The 18,909-nt window shown below is 40.3% G+C and carries 20 protein-coding genes; 1 reads left to right on the forward strand and 19 read right to left on the reverse strand.

Going from position 1 to position 18,909, the window contains the following annotated elements; all coding sequences use genetic code 11:
• Positions 1-70: 70 nt before the first annotated feature.
• The 10 genes from PB1_RS01180 to PB1_RS01225 form a co-directional block, all read right to left on the reverse strand.
• The gene (locus PB1_RS01180) at positions 71-304 is read right to left on the reverse strand and encodes an acyl carrier protein (protein WP_003350234.1); all 234 of its coding nucleotides are present in this window, start codon (positions 302-304) and stop codon (positions 71-73) included.
• Between the two features lie 80 nt (positions 305-384).
• A complete protein-coding gene (gene fabG, locus PB1_RS01185) occupies positions 385-1,131 on the reverse strand; it encodes a 3-oxoacyl-[acyl-carrier-protein] reductase (protein ID WP_003350235.1) in 747 nt (248 codons plus the stop codon).
• On the reverse strand, positions 1,128-2,075 hold the full coding sequence (fabD, locus tag PB1_RS01190; protein WP_003350236.1) for an ACP S-malonyltransferase: 948 nt from the start codon (positions 2,073-2,075) through the stop codon (positions 1,128-1,130). Before fabD ends, fabG begins: the two co-directional genes overlap by 4 nt.
• 13 nt (positions 2,076-2,088) lie before the next feature.
• Positions 2,089-3,096 carry a phosphate acyltransferase PlsX gene (plsX, locus tag PB1_RS01195; protein WP_003350237.1) on the reverse strand — a complete coding sequence of 336 codons (1,008 nt, stop codon included), beginning with the start codon at positions 3,094-3,096 and terminating at the stop codon, positions 2,089-2,091.
• A 7-nt stretch (positions 3,097-3,103) separates the two neighbouring features.
• The gene (gene fapR / locus PB1_RS01200) at positions 3,104-3,676 is read right to left on the reverse strand and encodes a transcription factor FapR (protein ID WP_003350238.1); all 573 of its coding nucleotides are present in this window, start codon (positions 3,674-3,676) and stop codon (positions 3,104-3,106) included.
• 116 nt (positions 3,677-3,792) lie between these two features.
• Entirely contained in the window at positions 3,793-5,952 is a 2,160-nt protein-coding gene (gene recG / locus PB1_RS01205) for an ATP-dependent DNA helicase RecG (RefSeq protein WP_238533072.1), read from the reverse strand.
• On the reverse strand, positions 5,843-6,721 hold the full coding sequence (sdaAA, locus tag PB1_RS01210; RefSeq protein ID WP_003350241.1) for an L-serine ammonia-lyase, iron-sulfur-dependent, subunit alpha: 879 nt from the start codon (positions 6,719-6,721) through the stop codon (positions 5,843-5,845). The genes recG and sdaAA overlap by 110 nt, the downstream gene beginning before the upstream one ends.
• Positions 6,722-6,788: 67 nt before the next feature.
• Positions 6,789-7,451, reverse strand: coding sequence for an L-serine ammonia-lyase, iron-sulfur-dependent subunit beta (gene sdaAB, locus PB1_RS01215; RefSeq protein WP_003350242.1), 663 nt, complete (start codon positions 7,449-7,451; stop codon positions 6,789-6,791).
• A 150-nt stretch (positions 7,452-7,601) separates the two neighbouring features.
• A complete protein-coding gene (locus tag PB1_RS01220) occupies positions 7,602-9,281 on the reverse strand; it encodes a DAK2 domain-containing protein (protein WP_003350243.1) in 1,680 nt (559 codons plus the stop codon).
• A gap of 16 nt (positions 9,282-9,297) precedes the next feature.
• A complete protein-coding gene (locus PB1_RS01225; protein ID WP_003350244.1) occupies positions 9,298-9,660 on the reverse strand; it encodes an Asp23/Gls24 family envelope stress response protein in 363 nt (120 codons plus the stop codon).
• Positions 9,661-9,975: 315 nt separating this feature from the next.
• Between PB1_RS01225 and rpmB the strand changes: the two genes are divergently transcribed.
• Positions 9,976-10,164, forward strand: coding sequence for a 50S ribosomal protein L28 (gene rpmB, locus PB1_RS01230; RefSeq protein WP_003350245.1), 189 nt, complete (start codon positions 9,976-9,978; stop codon positions 10,162-10,164).
• Positions 10,165-10,350: 186 nt separating this feature from the next.
• On the opposite strand, the gene spoVM is transcribed toward rpmB, so the two are convergent.
• The 9 genes from spoVM to def form a co-directional block, all read right to left on the reverse strand.
• On the reverse strand, positions 10,351-10,431 hold the full coding sequence (gene spoVM / locus PB1_RS01235; protein WP_003348972.1) for a stage V sporulation protein SpoVM: 81 nt from the start codon (positions 10,429-10,431) through the stop codon (positions 10,351-10,353).
• Between the two features lie 92 nt (positions 10,432-10,523).
• Complete coding sequence (locus PB1_RS01240; RefSeq protein WP_003350246.1) at positions 10,524-11,171, reverse strand: thiamine diphosphokinase; 648 nt, start codon at positions 11,169-11,171, stop codon at positions 10,524-10,526.
• A 248-nt stretch (positions 11,172-11,419) separates the two neighbouring features.
• Positions 11,420-12,301 (reverse strand): ribosome small subunit-dependent GTPase A, encoded by an 882-nt coding sequence (rsgA, locus tag PB1_RS01245; protein ID WP_003350247.1) that lies wholly within the window; start codon positions 12,299-12,301, stop codon positions 11,420-11,422.
• A gap of 17 nt (positions 12,302-12,318) precedes the next feature.
• Entirely contained in the window at positions 12,319-14,283 is a 1,965-nt protein-coding gene (gene pknB / locus PB1_RS01250; protein ID WP_034644717.1) for a Stk1 family PASTA domain-containing Ser/Thr kinase, read from the reverse strand.
• Positions 14,280-15,035 (reverse strand): Stp1/IreP family PP2C-type Ser/Thr phosphatase, encoded by a 756-nt coding sequence (locus PB1_RS01255; RefSeq protein ID WP_003350250.1) that lies wholly within the window; start codon positions 15,033-15,035, stop codon positions 14,280-14,282. Before PB1_RS01255 ends, pknB begins: the two co-directional genes overlap by 4 nt.
• A 4-nt stretch (positions 15,036-15,039) precedes the next feature.
• A complete protein-coding gene (gene rlmN / locus PB1_RS01260) occupies positions 15,040-16,089 on the reverse strand; it encodes a dual-specificity RNA methyltransferase RlmN (RefSeq protein ID WP_162139915.1) in 1,050 nt (349 codons plus the stop codon).
• Between the two features lie 46 nt (positions 16,090-16,135).
• The gene (gene rsmB / locus PB1_RS01265) at positions 16,136-17,476 is read right to left on the reverse strand and encodes a 16S rRNA (cytosine(967)-C(5))-methyltransferase RsmB (protein ID WP_003350253.1); all 1,341 of its coding nucleotides are present in this window, start codon (positions 17,474-17,476) and stop codon (positions 16,136-16,138) included.
• Positions 17,466-18,422: a methionyl-tRNA formyltransferase gene (fmt, locus tag PB1_RS01270; protein ID WP_003350254.1), complete on the reverse strand. Its 957-nt coding sequence runs from the start codon at positions 18,420-18,422 to the stop codon at positions 17,466-17,468. Before fmt ends, rsmB begins: the two co-directional genes overlap by 11 nt.
• Positions 18,419-18,904, reverse strand: a complete 486-nt coding sequence (def, locus tag PB1_RS01275) for a peptide deformylase (RefSeq protein ID WP_003350255.1) — start codon at positions 18,902-18,904, stop codon at positions 18,419-18,421. The genes fmt and def overlap by 4 nt, the downstream gene beginning before the upstream one ends.
• Between the last annotated feature and the right edge of the window lie 5 nt (positions 18,905-18,909).

Below are 18,909 nucleotides of genomic sequence, written 5' to 3' on the forward strand. Positions count from 1 at the left end.
TTTAATTTACACTTTTTCACTTTATAGAAGAAAGCCCCGCATTACACGGAGCTTTTCTCTGTTCTAACGATTACATTTGGCTTTTTATGTAATTTACAGCGTCACCCACTGTAGCGATTTTTTCTGCATCATCGTCAGAAATTTCCATTTCGAACTCGTCCTCTAATTCCATAACAAGTTCTACCACATCAAGGGAATCGGCACCAAGATCATCTTTAAAAGATGCCTCAAGAGTAACTTGAGACTCATCAACACCAAGGCGGTCTACAATGATCTTTGTAACACGTTCTAATACATCAGCCATGCTTGTTCACCTCCCCTCAAGCCATTATATTGCATTTTAATAAAATAATAAATGCTTGTAATGTATTTTTGATTTTTTTTTTATTGCATTACCATACCGCCGTCAACGTGCAGAGTCTGGCCTGTCATGTAACGGCTGTCATCAGAGGCAAGAAATGCAACTACTTTAGCAACATCTCCCGGTTCGCCCAGTTTTGCGAGAGGAATTAGTTTCAACATTTCAGCTCTTATGTCATCTGCGAGTTTGTCAGTCATATCTGTTGTGATAAAACCGGGTGCAACTGCATTAACCGTAATTCCTCTGGAAGCCAATTCTTTTGCTGCTGTTTTTGTTAATCCGATGACTCCCGATTTTGCAGCCACGTAATTTGCCTGCCCGGGATTTCCGCTTACACCGACAATGGAAGAAATATTAATAATTCTTCCGCACCGCTGTTTCATCATCTGCCTTGTAACGGCTTTTATACAAAGAAAGACACCTTTTAGATTTATGTTAATTACATCATCCCATTCCTCTTCCTTCATTCTCATTAAAAGGTTATCTTTTGTAATTCCGGCGTTATTAACAAGGATGTCCAACTTGCCAAAGGTTTCAATTGTCACTTTCACCATGTTTGAAACAGATTCTGAATCGGCAACATTACATTGAACAGCAAAAGCATTTCTGCCAAGCGCTTTAATTTCTTCGACTACTTCATTCGCTTTTGCTTCACTTCCTGAATAATTAACAGCGACATTAGCACCTTTTCTTGCCAGTTCAAGGGCAATTTCTCGGCCTATACCTCTGGACGCCCCTGTTACAAGGGCCGCTTTTCCTTCTAATTTCATTGGTTTTCCTCCTTTAACGCCTCGATAGTAGCTTTAAAGCTGTCTTCATCAGACACAGCCAATGTTTTAACGGTTCGTTCCACTTTTTTTACAAGACCTGATAATACTTTCCCGGGACCGATTTCAATAAACGTGTCTACACCGAGTTCAATCATTTTCCGGACAGAATCTTCCCATAACACAGGCGAATATAGTTGTTCAATCAGCTTTTCCTTAATTTCTGCAGCAGATTGTATCGGGTTAGCTGTTACATTAGAAATAACAGGAACCTTTGCATCCTTGATACTCATTTCATTAAGAACCGTTTGAAATTTTTCCGCTGCAGGTTTCATTAAGACTGAATGGAACGGACCGCTTACTTCTAATGGAATCACCCTTTTCGCTCCTTTTTCTTTTGCTATTTGACCAGCTAATTCAACACCTTGTCTCGAACCGGAAATAACAATTTGTCCCGGACAATTCAGGTTGGCCAGCTGAACAGTGTGACCGTCTGCTGTGACCGACGCAGTAATTTCTGAGAGCGACTCGCGGTCAAGACCGAGTACTGCCGCCATTGTTCCTTCTCCGTTCGGAACCGCTTCCTCCATGTATTCTCCTCTTTTTCTGACAGCCCGGACGCCTTCTACAAACGAAAAAGCCTCTGCAGCAACAAGTGCTGAATACTCTCCAAGACTGTGCCCTGCAACAAAATCAGGCTCTATCCCCGACTTTTTAAAATAATGCAGAATGGCAATACTCGTCGTTAATAAAGCAGGCTGGGCGTTTGTTGTTAATGTTAATTCTTCTTGCGGGCCTTCAAAAATAATGTTGGATAACTTAAAGTTTAAAGTTTTGTCTGCTTGTTCGAAGATCTCCATAATGGTGCTGTCTGATTCAGCCAGGACTTTACCCATACCGACAGCCTGCGATCCTTGACCCGGAAAAAGAAATGCGATTTTACCCATGAAAACTCCCCTTTCAAAGTTCATTTTGGAATTGTGGCCGCTTATTTTCCAGTATTTCTGTTATTGTGCCTGTTACATTTTTTTCAACCATTTCCCGCGCCTGGCGGATGGCATGAAAAATTCCATTCGCATCAGAAGACCCATGTGCTTTTATAACAGGAGCCTTCAATCCAAATAAACCGGCGCCGCCATACTCTGAGTAATCCATTTTGTTTTTTAGCTGCACTAAATCCGGCTTGAGGACTGCAGCAGCCAGCTTGCTTTTTAACGTTGCAGTTAATGTGCTTTTAAGCATTTTGAACACCGACAATGCGGTTCCTTCAATCGTCTTCAAAACCATATTCCCCGTAAATCCATCTGTCACGACAACATCAGCTGCACCTTCCAATAAGTCGCGCGCTTCTACGTTCCCGATAAAATGAATGTCGGCATTTTGCAGCAATTCAAAAGATTGCTTGGCTAACTCATTTCCCTTTTTCTCTTCTGTCCCAATGTTGAGCAGGCCAACTCTCGGTTTGGAAATTGCTCTTACTTTTTCACTGTAAATTGACCCCATAACCGCATATTGAAGAATGTTCTCAGGCTTTGCGTCAACGTTTGCGCCAACATCAAGCATTAAAAATCCTTCACCGCCAATAGTCGGCAATGTAGGCGCCAAAGCCGGGCGTTCGATTCCTTCAATTCGTCCAACGACAAAAAGTCCGGCTGCCATCAGAGCTCCCGTATTACCGGCAGAAATGCATGCATCCGCATATCCTTCTGCTACTTGTCTTGCCGCAACAACCATGGAAGCTTTCTTTTTTCTTCTTACTGCCCGCACCGGTTCATCAGTACCTAATATGACTTCATCTGTATGGAGTATATCAATTCTTTCATGATCGATTAAATACTCTCTGATTTTCTGCTCATCACCTACAAGAGTAATATGTATATTATGAAATGCATTCACAGCTTTCAATGCACCAAGCACGATTTCTTTAGGGGCGTGGTCGCCTCCCATTGCATCTATTGCCAATTTCATGTAAGTCTCATCCTTTTTTATTTTTTGACCGGAACATCTCAAACTGGCCCTTGAACACAAGTTCATTATTGACAAAACTGTTCACTTCTACAAATGTTCGGCCGCTTTCCTGATCAATTTTTGTTACTTTTGCTTTTGCAATAACACGTTCATTTTCATTTACCGATCTCGTAAACCGAATATTCGCTTTTGCTGTTAAAGCGAGTTCATCATTGATAACTGCAACTGCAAGAGAATTGGCTTGTGCAAACAAATGATGTCCTCTGGCGATTTTATTTCTGCTGAATACATGTTCTTTTTTCACATCAAATATGGAAATGGCGCTTTTATCTAACTGTATATCAATAATCTCACCGATTACTTCTTCAATCGGAAGAGATCTTACTTCGTTTTCAAAGCGCTTTTCAGCAACACTTTTTATTCGTTCTCTCAATTCCGGGATCGAAAGCTCCAGCCGGTCCAATCGAATCGTCTGGACGCTCACAGAAAATTTTTCTGCTAATTCCTCATCTGTTACAAACGGATTTTCCTTAATTGTTTCAAATAACAATTGCTGCCGTTCTTTTTTGCTTCGTCTCATAGTTTACACCGTCCGAGAGATATTAAGACTAGGTACTAATAGTAGTATATAATCTTAAGTTTTAATATGCAATAAAAAAGAGGAGAAAGCTAATTTATCTCCTCCCTAAAAGAATGTTAATCAAGTTTTTCGCCTGATAAAGCACCTGATCGATAAAGGTGGTCGCGCAAGCTGGCATACTCAGGCAATTCCCAAAATTCTTTTGACTGAATCAGTTTTGCGGCATCATTTCTTGCTGCTTCAAGCGCCCTGTAATCATGGACCATATCAGCCACTTTAAATTCCGGAATCCCGCTTTGTTTTTTGCCAAAAAAATCACCCGGGCCGCGAAGTTCAAGATCTTTTTCACTGAGAACAAAACCGTCATTTGTTTCAGTCATAATTCGCATTCTTTCTTTTCCGACTTCCGTTTTTGGATCTGCAAGCAAAATACAATAAGATTGTTCACTGCCTCTTCCTACCCTGCCGCGAAGCTGGTGAAGCTGGGCCAGCCCGAATCGTTCGGCATCATAAATAACCATTACTGTAGCATTTGGAACATTGACGCCGACTTCAACAACCGTTGTTGAAACAAGGATCTGAATTTCATTTACACTGAAAGCTTTCATGACCGCTTCTTTTTCTTCAGAATGCAGCCTTCCATGCATCAATCCGACTTTATACCGGCCATGAAAATAGGCTTCAAGCTGATTGTAAACGTCAATAGCATTTTGAACATCAAGCTTGTCTGATTCTTCTATTAACGGACAAATAACATATGCCTGCCGCCCTTTTGAAAGCTCTTTTTCCATAAAAGCAAGAATGCGGTCAAGCATTTCATGCTTTGCCCAATACGTTTCGATTGTTTTTCTCCCTGCGGGCATTTCATTAATAACGGATACATCCATCTCGCCGAAGGCTGTAATCGCCAAAGTTCTAGGGATTGGGGTAGCTGTCATAAACAAAACATCCGGATTCTCCCCTTTTTCTCTGAGAACCCTTCTTTGTTCAACTCCAAAACGATGCTGCTCATCCGTAATAACGAGACCGAGCTGATGGAAATGCACTTCATCTTGAATAAGCGCATGTGTTCCAATCAAAATATCAATTTCTCCTGCTTGTAATTGCTGTAAAATCTCCCGGCGGCGCTTCCCTTTTATCGCACTGGTAAGCAATTCACAGCGTATCCCGAACGGTTCCAGCAAACTTGTAATCGATTCCGCATGCTGTTCAGCTAAAATTTCAGTTGGGACCATTAATGCACCCTGGTAACCTGCAGTAACGCTTGCAAAAAGAGCAATCGTTGCCACGGCTGTCTTTCCCGAACCTACATCGCCTTGAAGAAGCCGATTCATGCGGAACTGCGATTTCATATCAAAAAGAATTTCATTCGTTACCCTTTTTTGCGCGGTTGTTAATGAAAAAGGAAGAGAAGAAATAAATTGTTTTACTTTTTCCAAATCGTATTTTTGAGCCACTCCGTTTGAGTTTTCCCTTTCAAATTTCCTAAGGGCCTGCATCTTTATTTGAAAATATAAAAATTCTTCATAAACAAAACGGCGCCTTGCCTGCTTAATATCTTCACTCGTAAAAGGAAAATGAATGGCTCTAAGTGCATCTCTGCGATTCATTAGTTTATATTTTTTCAATAAGGATACGGGGAGCGTTTCGTGAATGTCTTCTCCAAATTGAGAGAAAGCGAGATTTATCAATCTTCGTAATCCTTTAACCGTTAAATTTCCTTTTACCGCATAGACTGGTTCAAATTCTTTATTCTTTGAATAGGGGCCAAATTGGATGCTGTTCGCCGTAATCGATTGCCTGTGCTGGTCCCATTTACCCGTAACAGTGATTGTGTTATTAATGGAAATTTTATTTTTTAAATAAGGCTGATTAAAAAAGATCACCTGTATTAAATATCGACCAACTAGCAGCCTGATTGTCAGCCTCGATTTTTTTCTCCCATAATAGACAAGAGAAGGCTCGCTATGAACCTTCCCTTCTACTGTGACTCTTTCCTCATGCTTTGCATCGGCTAAGTCCCTGAGCCGATAATCCTCGTAGCGATATGGAAAGTGTTCAAATAAGTCGTTAACCGTCAATATATTCATTTCTGCTAAAATTTGTGCGGTTTCTTCACCGATACCTTTAATAGCCGTTACAGTTTGATTTAGCTTATCATTCACATTACTTGAGCGGTATTCCGAAGATCTTCGCCGCAAGCTTCTGACCTGTCGGAGTTGCCGCCAAACCTCCCTGTGCTGTTTCTTTATGTGCCGTTGGCATCGATTGTCCAATTTTAAACATCGCCTCAATAACCTCATCACAAGGAATTCGGCTTTTAATGCCTGCTAAAGCCATATCAGCTGCTACCATTGCATTGGCTGCCCCCATAGCATTTCTTTTTACACATGGAACTTCGACTAATCCAGCCACCGGATCACATACTAATCCTAGCATATTTTTTAACGTTATGGCCATTGCTTCTGCACATTGTTCAGGATTTCCCCCGGCCATTTCTACAATTGCTGCAGCTGCCATTCCTGCAGCGGAACCGACTTCAGCCTGGCATCCGCCTGCAGCACCTGAAATGAAGGCATTGTTCGCAACAACGTACCCAAATGCACCTGCCGTGAAAAGAAACGCAATCATTTGTTCTCTTGTTGGATTTAATTTATTTTTTACAGCAAATAATGTCCCGGGAACTACCCCGGCTGAACCGGCTGTCGGAGTTGCACAAATTGTCCCCATCGCAGCATTCACTTCATTCGTGGCAACAGCTTTGCTTACTGCATCCAGAATGGTTTCGCCTGACAAAAATTCTCCTTTTTCAATATACTGTTGCAATAAAACAGCATCGCCGCCGGTCAAGCCTGAATGCGACGTAACTCCTTTTAGTCCTTTTTCAACCGCCTGTTCCATGACAGTAAGATTTTTTTCCATCTGGGCAATAATCTCTTCTTTTGATCGGCCGGTGACTTCCATTTCCTGTTCAATCATAATATCAGAAATTTTTTTATTTTGACTAATAGCAAGATCTACCAATTCAACTACATTCCGGAACATTGTTGTTCTTCCTCCTTGTTGTACCGCTAAATTATAGATTTGTAAGCGCTATCATTATGTTGCAGCCTTATTCAACAATTTTTGTGACCTGAATAATGTTCGGCAATTTTTCTATTTCTTCGATAATATGCCGGTCAATATTTTGATCAACTTCGATCGTCATTAATGCGAGCCTCCCTTTTTCCTTGCGGGAAACTTCCATATGGCCAATGTTCAATTGATGTTTTGCAAGAATGTTCGATACTGCCGCTATTGCCCCGAATCGGTCGTTATGAACAACAAGGATTGCCGGATGATGGCCTGACAATCTTAACTCAAAACCATTTAATTCGATAATTTCAATTTTTCCGCCGCCAATCGATATCCCGACAAGCTCTAATTCGCCTTGATCATCTCCAATTCGAATTCTTGCAGTATTCGGATGATCGGTAACAGCAGTTTCTGCAATAAACTCGATGTGAATACCTTTTTCTTTTGCAATTTCGAGCGATTTTATGATTCGTTCATCATAAGTATCAAAATCAAGAAGGCCGCCTATAATGGCAACATCGGTGCCATGTCCTTTATATGTTTTGGCAAACGAACCATAAAATGATATTTTTGCCCATTTCGGTTCACGCCCAAAAAGGCTTCTGGCCACACGTCCTATTCTTGCTGCCCCGGCAGTGTGGGAACTTGAAGGACCAATCATGACAGGACCGATAATATCAAAAACACTCTTATATTTCATGATTATTTTCCCCTCTTCTCTCATAACACGAGGCTGACTCATAGGGGTCTGATTCCCTCCGGTAAAGACAATATATAGAATGGTTTTATTAGTGTCTGTCTATATATTGTATTGGCGGGGTCTTCCCTTCGCTTATGAGTCAGCCTCAACTTATTCAATCGCAAATATGAATGAATAAAGCGGCTGTCCGCCGTAATGAACCTCAATTTCAATATCTTCATACTTACTTTCAATATATTCAACAAGCTTGGATACTTCTTCTTCTTTCGCATCTTCGCCTTTTAAAATTGTCAGAATTTCTGTATCTTCATCTAGCATATGGTCAAGAAGTTCTTGTGCTGATTTCACTTTATCTTTGTTCTTAACGACAATTTTTCCATCAGAGATGCCCATAAAATCATTTTTTTCGATTTTCAAGCCGTCTATATTTGTGTCGCGGACAGCAAACGTGATTTGCCCTGTTTTTACATGCTGCATCGCCTCCGTCATGGCCTTTTCATTTTCTTCAAGTTCAACTCCCGGATTAAATGCAAGCAGTGCTGACATTCCTTGAGGTACTGTTTTGGACGGGATGACTGCTACTTTTCCTTCGGATACTTCAGCAGCTTGCTGAGCGGCCATTACAATGTTCTTGTTATTTGGAAGAATGATGACTTTTTTAGCATTAACCTCTTTAATGGCTTTTACTATATCCTCTGTGCTTGGATTCATTGTCTGGCCGCCTTCGATGACGGCATGGGCACCGATGCTTCGGAATAGTTCAGCGATGCCTGATCCCATTGAAACAGTGACAATTCCATATTCCTTCTTTTCTTCTTTCTGTATCATCTTCTCCGCAATTAAAGGAGTTTTTGTTTCACCGACAATGTTGGAATGCTGCTCTCTCATGTTTTCTATTTTTATATTGATAAGGCTTCCGTACCTTTGTCCATATGTTAAAACATTGCCAGGCTGTTCTGAATGAATATGTACTTTAACAAGCTCTTCATCAGCGATGACAAGCAAAGAATCACCGAATTTATTTAAGTCTTGACGGAATGTTTCTTCCGAAAAAGGATGCTTTTTAAGTCTTTCTTGTTCAAACTTAACCATGAATTCTGTACAATAGCCAAACACTATATCTTCTGTATTGATGTGGCCTTGGGCACTTTTATGGTGTTCCGCGCTTACTAATTCTTTCATGCTGGGAAGAGATGCAGATTCAGGAAGTTTTTCTCCTTTCAGTTCTGAAAGAAACCCTTCATAAACAAATACAAGGCCCTGTCCGCCGCTGTCAACAACTCCAACCTCTTTCAAAACAGGAAGAAGGTCAGGGGTTCTGTTAAGAGATGCTTTTGCCTCTTTCAGAACTTCTTCCATAATAATGACTAAATCTTTTTCTTTTTTAGCCACTTGAACTGCTTTTATTGCGGCATCTTTTGCAACGGTCAGGATTGTCCCTTCCACCGGTTTCATGACAGCCTTATACGCTGTCTCAACCCCTGCTTCCAATGCAGCGGCAAAATCTTTCCCATTTACTTGAGACTTGTTTTCAATAAATTTTGCAAATCCGCGAAAAAGCTGGGATAAGATTACACCGGAATTTCCGCGTGCTCCCATCAACAAACCTCTTGAGAGCGCTGTTCCTACTTTCCCGATGTGGTCCTGAACATTATTTTTAACTTCTTTTGCCCCGGAAGACATGGACAAATTCATGTTTGTTCCCGTATCACCGTCAGGAACAGGAAAAACGTTTAAAGCATCCACAACTTTTGCATTGGCTGCTAAATGATTAGCACCCTGAATGACCATTTCGGCGAAACGTTTTCCGTCTAAAACTGTAATTGACACAAATCTTTCCTCCTCACTACGGGTTCGTTACACGAACACCTTGAACGTAAATATTTACCGAGTCAACGGCAAGCCCGACTGTTTTATCAAGTGTGTATTTAACCTTTGATTGCACGTTGTGGGCAACCTCGGAAATTTTCGTTCCATAACTAACTATAATATACATGTCAATATGTACTTCATCATTTTCCTGGCGAACCATCACACCGCGGGTAAAATTATCTTTTCGCAGTATTTCAGTCAGACCGTCTTTAATTTGGTTTTTCGAAGCCATTCCGACAATCCCATAGCAGTCAACTGCCGCACCGCCTGCAATTGTTGCAATAACTTCATTTGAAATATCAATTTGCCCGTACTTTGTTCTTAGTTCAATGGACATGATACGTTCCCCCTTTGGATTTGCTCCTTGGCTACACACATTTTACTATAAGGATAATATTTTTAAAAGCCACACTGCCTCGTCTTATTATTGAGCATTAATTAAACACTTATGTCAAGGATTTTTTCTTGAAAGCTTACATGACAACTATTGCATTCAAACGGTTTGTATGATAAATTATTAAAGTATCTTAAATGAACTGAATACTTAAGGCGATTGTGTTTTTCCAAATCGGGTCAGATTCACTTCTGGCAATCATCACAAATGAAAGAATAAACAATCGTTTCAGCTTTGCAAGTTAGGAGGGAAATAGATATGCCGCGTAAATGTGTAATCACTGGTAAAAAAACTCGTTCCGGTAATTCGCGTTCCCACGCTATGAACGCCAGCAAGCGTACATGGGGTGCAAACCTTCAAAAAGTCCGAATTCTTGTAGACGGAAAGCCTAAGCGTGTTTGGGTTTCTGCAAGAGCTCTTAAATCCGGTAAAGTAGAAAGAGTTTAATAAAAAAATCATTCTTAAAAAGAGGCTGTCTTATAAGGGTCAGACCCTTATGAGACAGCCTCTCCTATTTTGCACCATATTGAAAAAAAATAGCACCCTGCTTGAAGGTGCTGAAATTGATTCCTTTATAAGGTTGTCTTTCAAGGAATTTGAAATGAGTGGATTCAATCTATATTTATAACGCAATTATCCCTTTTTAAAGGCCCCCAACATTGCCCGGACAAGACCGCCTAAAAATTTTGGCAGTTTAATCGTATAGAATTTCATACTGTCCCTCCTCACTATCTCACGCATGTGCCTTTCAATCCTACACTTTTCATCATATTCAAAATTTGTGACTATGCTCATGGTCAAATGCCTTAATCTTGACTCCTTATCACCATTAATATGCCTTCGCTAAAAGAAAAAGTACCATAATCACTAATAAGTTCATTACTAATGCATAGAGTCGATCCCCAAGGAATTTGACAATCTTTTAACGGATATTTAAAGCCTTCGAGAGTGAGCCCTTTAACAAACGGAGACATCGGGATGAATGAAATATATTTTCTATCCTGATTTATTTTCATTTCATAACTGCCAGGTGTTTTTATTAAAATATGATTCTGTTTATCAATTATTTCAATATTTAATTCAATATTATTTAATGCGGGTTTCAAAAGAAGCTGCACATTTGCAAAAAAATGATCAAGCCTTCCTCCAGTAGCCCCAAACATCCGGATTTTTTCCGGCTGCTCTCCAAGAGCCCAATTGAAAGCCAATTCCATATCGGTTTCGTCTTTTTCAGGCTTGAATTTTTTCATTACGTGCACATGTTTTTCGATTTTTTTTGTTTCCGTCGCTGTTACAGAATCAAAATCACCAAATGCCATATAAGGGGTAATGCCCTTAGAGAGAAGTGTAAACACACCTCGGTCCACTCCTACCCATACATTGCCATCATGCCGAAACTCAGACAAATCCGGCAATAGCTCTTCAGGACCTCCGCCCACAATATTTATCTCCATTTTCATCACCTTTGCTATAATTGATTAGTTGTACGTTTTTTTGTCAATTTTGGCAATTTATGAGCCACTTTAGGGAATTGATAAGCCAATTCAAGATTTTCTAGATAAATACCACAAAACAAGATTTTGCAGCAGGATCAAATTTTATACTTTTTTTAAAAAAGCCAGCCCTTCGACCGGACTGACTTTGAAAAAGTATAATGAAGTTATCCAACTGCTAAAAGCAGATAAAGGCATTTTTCCCATCGCTAGTACTTCGGCTTTCTTTGTTTAATTTCCTGAAGAAATTCTTTGTAGTGCTCATATCGGTACACAGGAATTTTTCCCTCGTCAACTGCATCCTTAACCGCACATTTTGGTTCTGAAATATGAAGGCAGCCTCTGAACTTGCATTCTTCACTTAAAACAGCAAAATCAGGGAAGCAAGAATTCAAGTCTTCCGGTTCAAGATCAATAAATTCGAGTGAACTGAATCCGGGCGTATCTGCAACAAGCCCATTTCCAATTTCAATCAATTCGACATGCCTTGTCGTATGTTTTCCCCTGCCAAGATGAGAAGATATATGATTCGTTTTCAGCTCCAGCTCGGGCCTGAGCGCATTTAACAGAGAAGATTTTCCTACGCCGGACTGGCCCGCCACAACAGAAATTTTTCCTTCTAAATACGGAATTAAATCTCCGACTCCAATGGATTTTTTTGAGGATATTAACAAAACGTCATATCCTGCTTTTCGGTATTCAAAAGCATATTTATGGATTTTTTCTTCTTTTTCTTCGTCGACTAAATCCATTTTTGTAATGCAAATAATCGGTTTAATATGGTTGTACTCAACGAGAACAAGAAACCGGTCGAGAAGTGCTGTGCTGAAATCCGGTTCAACAGCAGAAAATACTAAGATGGCCTGGTCTACATTTGCAATTGGAGGCCTAACAAGTTCATTTTTCCTCTCTTTTATCTCCAAAATATACCCATCGGTTTCGTTCTCAGCTTGATAAACAACATTATCGCCGACTAATGGAGTAATTCTATTTTTCCGGAAAACCCCTCTTCCGCGGCACTGGATGATTCCATCATTGCCCAAAACATAGTAAAAACCACTTAAAGCTTTTATTATTTTGCCTTCTGGCATAGCATCACTCCTTGTACTTACTCTTCAGGATATGGAATGACTTCATCCATAAGCACGCTTTTATCTCTTACCACTTTGTATTCTGCTTTTTTCCCATGCTCTATTGTAAATTCAAGATTCAATTTTTTCGTTTCTGTAATATACAAAGTTTCAAATGGTTCCGTCATACTGCGGGTCATATCTTCAATATAAATCTGAACTTCTTGAGGAACCCCCTCTTCAACAGGCTCATAAGGGACTGTAATTTCTTTCATAACTGTTTTTGGAGGAATTTCTTTCTTTCCTTTCGATAACACAACGGTTATCGTATTTCCTTTTTCCAATTGAGTTCCTGCTTTCGGTGTTTGAGAAATAACAAGGCCCTTCGGAATCGTATCATGATATTCTTCCTTCGACATATCGACCTTTAATCCGATAGAATCTGCATAATTCTGGACGCCTTTCTTGTTCAGTCCGCTTAAATCCTTTAAGGTAATCAATTCCGGCCCTTTGCTGACTGTAAATTCCAATTTTGTCTCTTCAGGAACAACTTCTTCTCCTTCAGGAAAATTTTGACCAAGGATTGTTCCAGGTTCACTGTTATCATATATTTCATTTTTTGATATATCTTTGAAACTTTTATATTCCAGAAGACGGAATACATCATCATAGCGGCGTCCTCTATAGTTAGACAGTTCGAATTTTTTCTTTCCGATACTTTGGTAAATATCAATTGTTGTTCCTTCTTTCACCATTTTTCCGGCTTTCGGATCGGTTCTTACGACAAGGCCTTCTTCAAATTCATCCGAAGTTATTTCTTTTGTTTCTCCAATGACAAACTTCGCCTCTAATAATTCCGATTTCGCCTCGTCCACATCCATGCCCGTCACATCAGGCACTTCGACCTCATCCGGAACTAGCAGATTCGGAACAACAGTAACGGTTAATACTCCGGATAAAACTAAAAGAGTAAATACAGAAACTAATATCCATGGCCATTTCTTCTTAGCTTTTTTTACATCGTTTGTTCCATTTTGATGTTGTTCTTCCGCAGAATTTTGATCTTTTCCACGAATGATTGTTTCTTCTAAATCAGCAAAAGTCCGGTCATTCGTAATAACGGGAATGGCTTTCGTTGCTTCGTCATCTTTCGGAATGACAAATTTTTCTTCATTCATTCGGTCAGGATCCAAAGCGGTCCGAATATCCTCTTCCATTTCATCCACACTGTCATATCGGTGAAAAGGATCTTTTGCTGTTGCTTTTAAAACTATATTTTCAACACTTTGTGGAATCGATGGATTCCACCGTTTTAAAGAAGGAGTTTCCGACTGCAAGTGTTTCAATGCGATCGATACAGCCGACTCACCCGAAAAAGGAAGCCTGCCGGTAAGCATTTCAAACATAACAATTCCAAGAGAATAGATGTCCGATTTTTTATTTGCCATACCTCCCCTTGCCTGTTCAGGAGAGAGGTAATGAACGGAGCCAAGCACTGAATTCGTCTGGGTAATGCTTGTTGCACTCAAAGCCATCGCAATCCCAAAATCAGTAATTTTAACATTCCCGTTTCTATCAAGTAAAATATTGTGCGGTTTGATGTCACGATGGATGATATCATTTTGGTGGGCATGTGAGATTGCAGATGTCAGCTGCTGCATGATTTCAAGTGCAGTTTCGGTCGGAATGGGCGAATTTTGCTGTATGTATTGCTTTAACGTTTGACCGTCGACATATTCCATGACAATATAATAAAGATCGTTCTCTTCACCCACATCATAAATGCTGACAATATTCGGGTGAGCAAGACTTGTTGCGGATTGCGCTTCCCGATGAAAACGGCGGATAAATTCTTCATCATTGGCAAAATCAAGACGGAGCATTTTCACAGCAACATCCCGGTCAAGAATCATATCATGGGCTAAATAAACGTTGGCCATTCCGCCTCCGCCGATCATTCTCAAAATCTTATAACGGCCGCTTATTCTTTTTCCGATCATCATTGATTCACCTGCTCACTGCCGTCCGAGAACTCTACAATGACGAGGGTAATATTATCTTCACCGCCGTAGTCATTCGCAAGGTTAATTAATTCAGATGCTTTATTTTCCAGGCTCTTTTCGCTCTTTAAAACTCCTTCCATTTCTGTCTGGCTTACCTTATTGGAAAGACCGTCAGAACATAGGAGCAGGATGTCTCCTTCTTCAAAGATGATTGTCCTAATATCCATTTCAACAGATTCCTCTGTTCCGAGTGCCCGTAAAAGAACGTTTTTCCTCGGATGATGTTCTGCATCTTCTTTTGAAATTTGCCCGGAACGAAGCAATTCATTAACTAGAGAATGATCTTCCGTTAACTGCTTAAACCCGTTTTCGTTTAAAATATAGCAGCGGCTGTCGCCAATATTTGCAATTGTTGAAAATTTGTCAGTACTAATTGCAGCAACAATCGTTGTTCCCATACCTTCACATTCAGTATGGCTTTTCGAATGATTGAACAATATTAAGTTTATCTTCTCAATATGCTTTTTCAGCCAATTTTCTGCCTGTTCGGCAGTCACGATTCGATCAGATTGTTCCCAAAATTCTTTTAAATTCAACAACGCCATTTCACTAGCTACGTCTCCGGCACGGTGGCCCCCCATGCCATCAACGACGATGGCAAGGCGCTGGCCTGAACGGTTCGTATAAATACCCCCATTATCTTCATTGTGCTGGCGTATTTTCCCTCGGTCTGTCATAAAAACAGCTTTCATTCAATCACCTCGTCTCCTCTTTCCGCTCCTTTGCACGAAGTTGTCCACATGCCGCATCTATGTCATGACCGTGCTCTCTGCGAATCGTTACGTTGATGCCGTGTTTTTTTAATGTTTTCTCAAATTTAAATATCTGATTTCTCGGAGTTCTTACATAATTTCTTTCAGGCACATAATTGACAGGAATCAAGTTTACATGGCATTTTATACCTTTGATCAGTTTTGCCAGTTCTTCAGCATGCTCTTCCTGGTCATTCACACCTCCGAACAAGCCGTACTCAAAGCTTACCCTTCTTCCGGTTTTCTCAACGTAGTAGCGCACAGCTTTCATTAAATCAGGCAGCTTATATGCTCTGTTAATAGGCATCAGACTGCTCCTTAGTTCGGTATTTGGCGCATGGAGCGAAATCGCAAAATTGATTTGCATGTTTTCATCAGCAAACTGATAAATTTTTGGAATTATTCCGCTCGTTGAAACAGTAATATGGCGTGCACCGATATTTAACCCTTTATCATGATTGATGATTTTTAGAAACGAAATCATTTGATCATAGTTGTCAAATGGTTCGCCAATTCCCATGATAACAACTGAACTTACGCGTTCCCCGGTTTCATCAAGCGCCTGTTGTACTTTTACGACCTGTGCGACAATTTCTCCTGCTTCTAAATTACGTTTCAATCCTCCTAAAGTAGATGCACAAAATGTACAGCCAATCCGGCAGCCGACTTGAGTTGTAACACAAACCGAATTTCCATAATCATGCCGCATTAACACCGTTTCAATCGAATATCCATCATGCAATTCAAATAAAAATTTAATCGTTCCGTCAAGCGACGTCTGTTTTATTATCGTCTTTAAAGTTGTCAGGGTAAAATGATCTTTAAGCATTTCTCTTAATGTTTTCGGCAAATTGCTCATTTCTTCAATATCAGAAACTCTTTTTTTGTACAGCCAATCAAAAATTTGCTCAGCACGAAAAGCCTTTTCGTTATGCTCTTTTAACCAGTCCTTTAATTCGTGAAGCTGAAATGAATATATGGAAGGTTTCTTCATTTCTATAGCAGTATTTTTCTCAGTTGCGATTGTTTGTTCCAACTGATTACACCTTCTTTCTTAAGCAAGCAATATAAAATCCGTCCGATCCAAAATTCTGCGGAAGAATTTGCAGCATAAAATTGTCGACAAGGGGCTTAACCGCTTCCGGCATTCGCTCCTTAAGAGTTTCGTCGCCTTCAAATAAATCATTTCTATTTAAGAAACTTTCGACTACTTCCTGGTTTTCTTCCTTTTCAATAGTACATGTGCTGTAAACAAGAATGCCGCCTTTTTTCAGAAGAGGGGCAACAGAATTTAACAAATCTTGCTGCACTTGTTTTAATTTGTATATATCCTCTTCCATCTTTGTATATTTTATGTCCGGTTTTCTTCTCATCACACCAAGTCCTGAACAAGGTGCATCAAGAAGAATCCTGTCAAATGATTCAGCGGCAAAATGTTCGGGTACGAACCTTGAGTCTAAGGCCTTTGCTTCAATATTGTTCAGCCCGAGGCGCTCAGCAGCTATGCCAATAAGTTTTACCTTATGGTCATGGAGGTCGAGCGAAATGACTTTACCGGTTTTATTCAGCCTTTCAGCAATATGGGTTGATTTCCCTCCCGGAGCTGCGCATGCATCAAGGACGGTATTGTTTTCTTCGATATTCAGTGCATAAGCGACCAGCATGGAACTTTCGTCCTGAATGGTAATCAAGCCATTTTTAAATGCATTGGAAGCTGCCAGATTGCCTTTTAAACATCTTATCGCTTCAGGAATGATCGGGCTGGCTTCTACATTGAAACCTTCGTTTTCTAACAGCTGCAAACACTCGTCCCGGCTGATTTTTGTCACGTTGACTCTAGCTGTCTGGAGTGGAGCTGTTAAATTTGTTTCACACATTTTTTTTGTTTTCTCAAACCCAAATTGGTCTGTCCACCTCTTGACGAGCCATGCAGGATGACTCGTTTCAACAGCCAGACGCTCTATTGGATCTTTAATATTTTCCAATGAAGGCAGCCCTTCCCTTTGGATGCTCCTTAAAACTCCGTTTACCATACTTGCAATCCCTTTATGGCCGCGTTTTTTTGCGATTTCTACAGCTTCATATATCGATGCCCGGTCAGGAATCTTATCTAAATATACCATTTGGTACAGTGTCAGCCGTAGTAAATGCAAAACCCATCTATCGGGCTTTTTTTTAATAAATGGCTTTAAAAAATAATCGAGCGTCATTTGGCGCTGCAGTGTTCCGTAGGTTAATTCTGTCAAAAGCCCGACATCTTTTTGATCGATTTTATTTTTTTCGATCTTGCTATTTAACAATAAGTTGCTGTATGATTGGTTCTTTTCAATTGTTTCAAGGAGATTTAAAGCTATTTCACGAACGTTTTTTTTACTCTTCATGCTCTTCTCCTAATCTTGTTCCGATCGTTATTTGAGAGCCGCCCCCGTGTAAAAATTGTTCCGCCGTCATCCGTTTTTTCCCTGAAGGTTGAAGTTCCGTAATCTTTATGGCTGTATCATCTCCGGTTGAAACGATAATCCCGTCTTTGGAAATTGCTAAAATTGTCCCGGGTTCAGATTTTACCTTGGCGGGAACCTTTTCACCGCGCCAAATTTTTAATACTGAATGATTCATAGTTGTATAGGCAACCGGCCAAGGATTCATTCCGCGAATATGGTTATAGATTTCTTCACCGCTTTTTGACCAGTCTATTCTTTCTTGTTCTCTTTTTATGTTATATGCAAGTGTCGCTTCTTCTTCATTTTGCGGAACTGGTTTAAGTTCACCTTTAATAAGCTTCGGTATCGTTTCCGATAACAGCTTTGCACCTGTTTCACTTAATTTGTCATGCAGTGTTCCTACAGTGTCTTCATCTGTGATCATAACTTCCGACTGTGTTAATATATCTCCTGCATCTAATTTTTCAACCATATACATAATGGTAATTCCCGTTTTTTTCTTTCCTTCTAAAATGGCATAGTGGATCGGCGCACCGCCGCGAAGTTCGGGCAAAAGCGAAGCATGGACATTAATGCAGCCATACTTCGGGGCTTCCAACAATTCCTTTGGCAATATTTGTCCAAAGGCAGCTGTAACAATTAGATCCGGCTCAAGAGCCAAGATTTTTTCAAGCTCTTCCGGGTTGCGGATTTTTTCAGGTTGAAAAACAGGAATTCCGTGTTTTTCTGCTTCTACTTTAACCGGCGGCGGTGTCAAGATTTTTTTTCTTCCCACCGGCCTGTCGGGCTGGGTAACAACTCCAATTATTTCGTATCCGTCTTGAATCAGCTGCTGCAAGATGGGGACAGAAAAATCGGGCGTTCCCATAAATACAATTTTAGTCATTCACCTTCCAACCCTTCCAACTCATCTTCTTCCAAGTATCTTGTCACTTTTGAAGTAAACAGGACACCCTGCAGATGATCAATTTCATGCTGGATCGCTCTGGCGAGAAAATCCTCTGCTTCAAGAATAAAAGGTTTTCCTTTCCGATCCTGTGCTTTCACTTTTACAAAATAGGGGCGTGTAACCTCGCCGTAAAGTCCCGGAAAACTTAAACATCCTTCAGGGCCTGTTTGTTCTCCTGATGTTTCCAAGATTTCCGGGTTTATTAATTCAATCGTTCCTGTTTCATCATCAATATCAACGATGGCAATTTGCTTCTTCACTCCTATTTGCGGAGCCGCAAGACCTACTCCATCATATTCAATCATTGTATTGTACATATTATTAAGAAGTTTAGAAAGTTTTTTATCGAAAACCGTAACAGGCTCACATTGCTGTTCTAATATTTCTGCTGGATAGGTGACAATTTTCTTTACTGCCAATGCTG

Origin of the sequence: Bacillus methanolicus PB1 (assembly GCF_000262755.1) — a bacterium.
Lineage (GTDB): Bacteria > Bacillota > Bacilli > Bacillales > Cytobacillaceae > Bacillus_Z > Bacillus_Z methanolicus.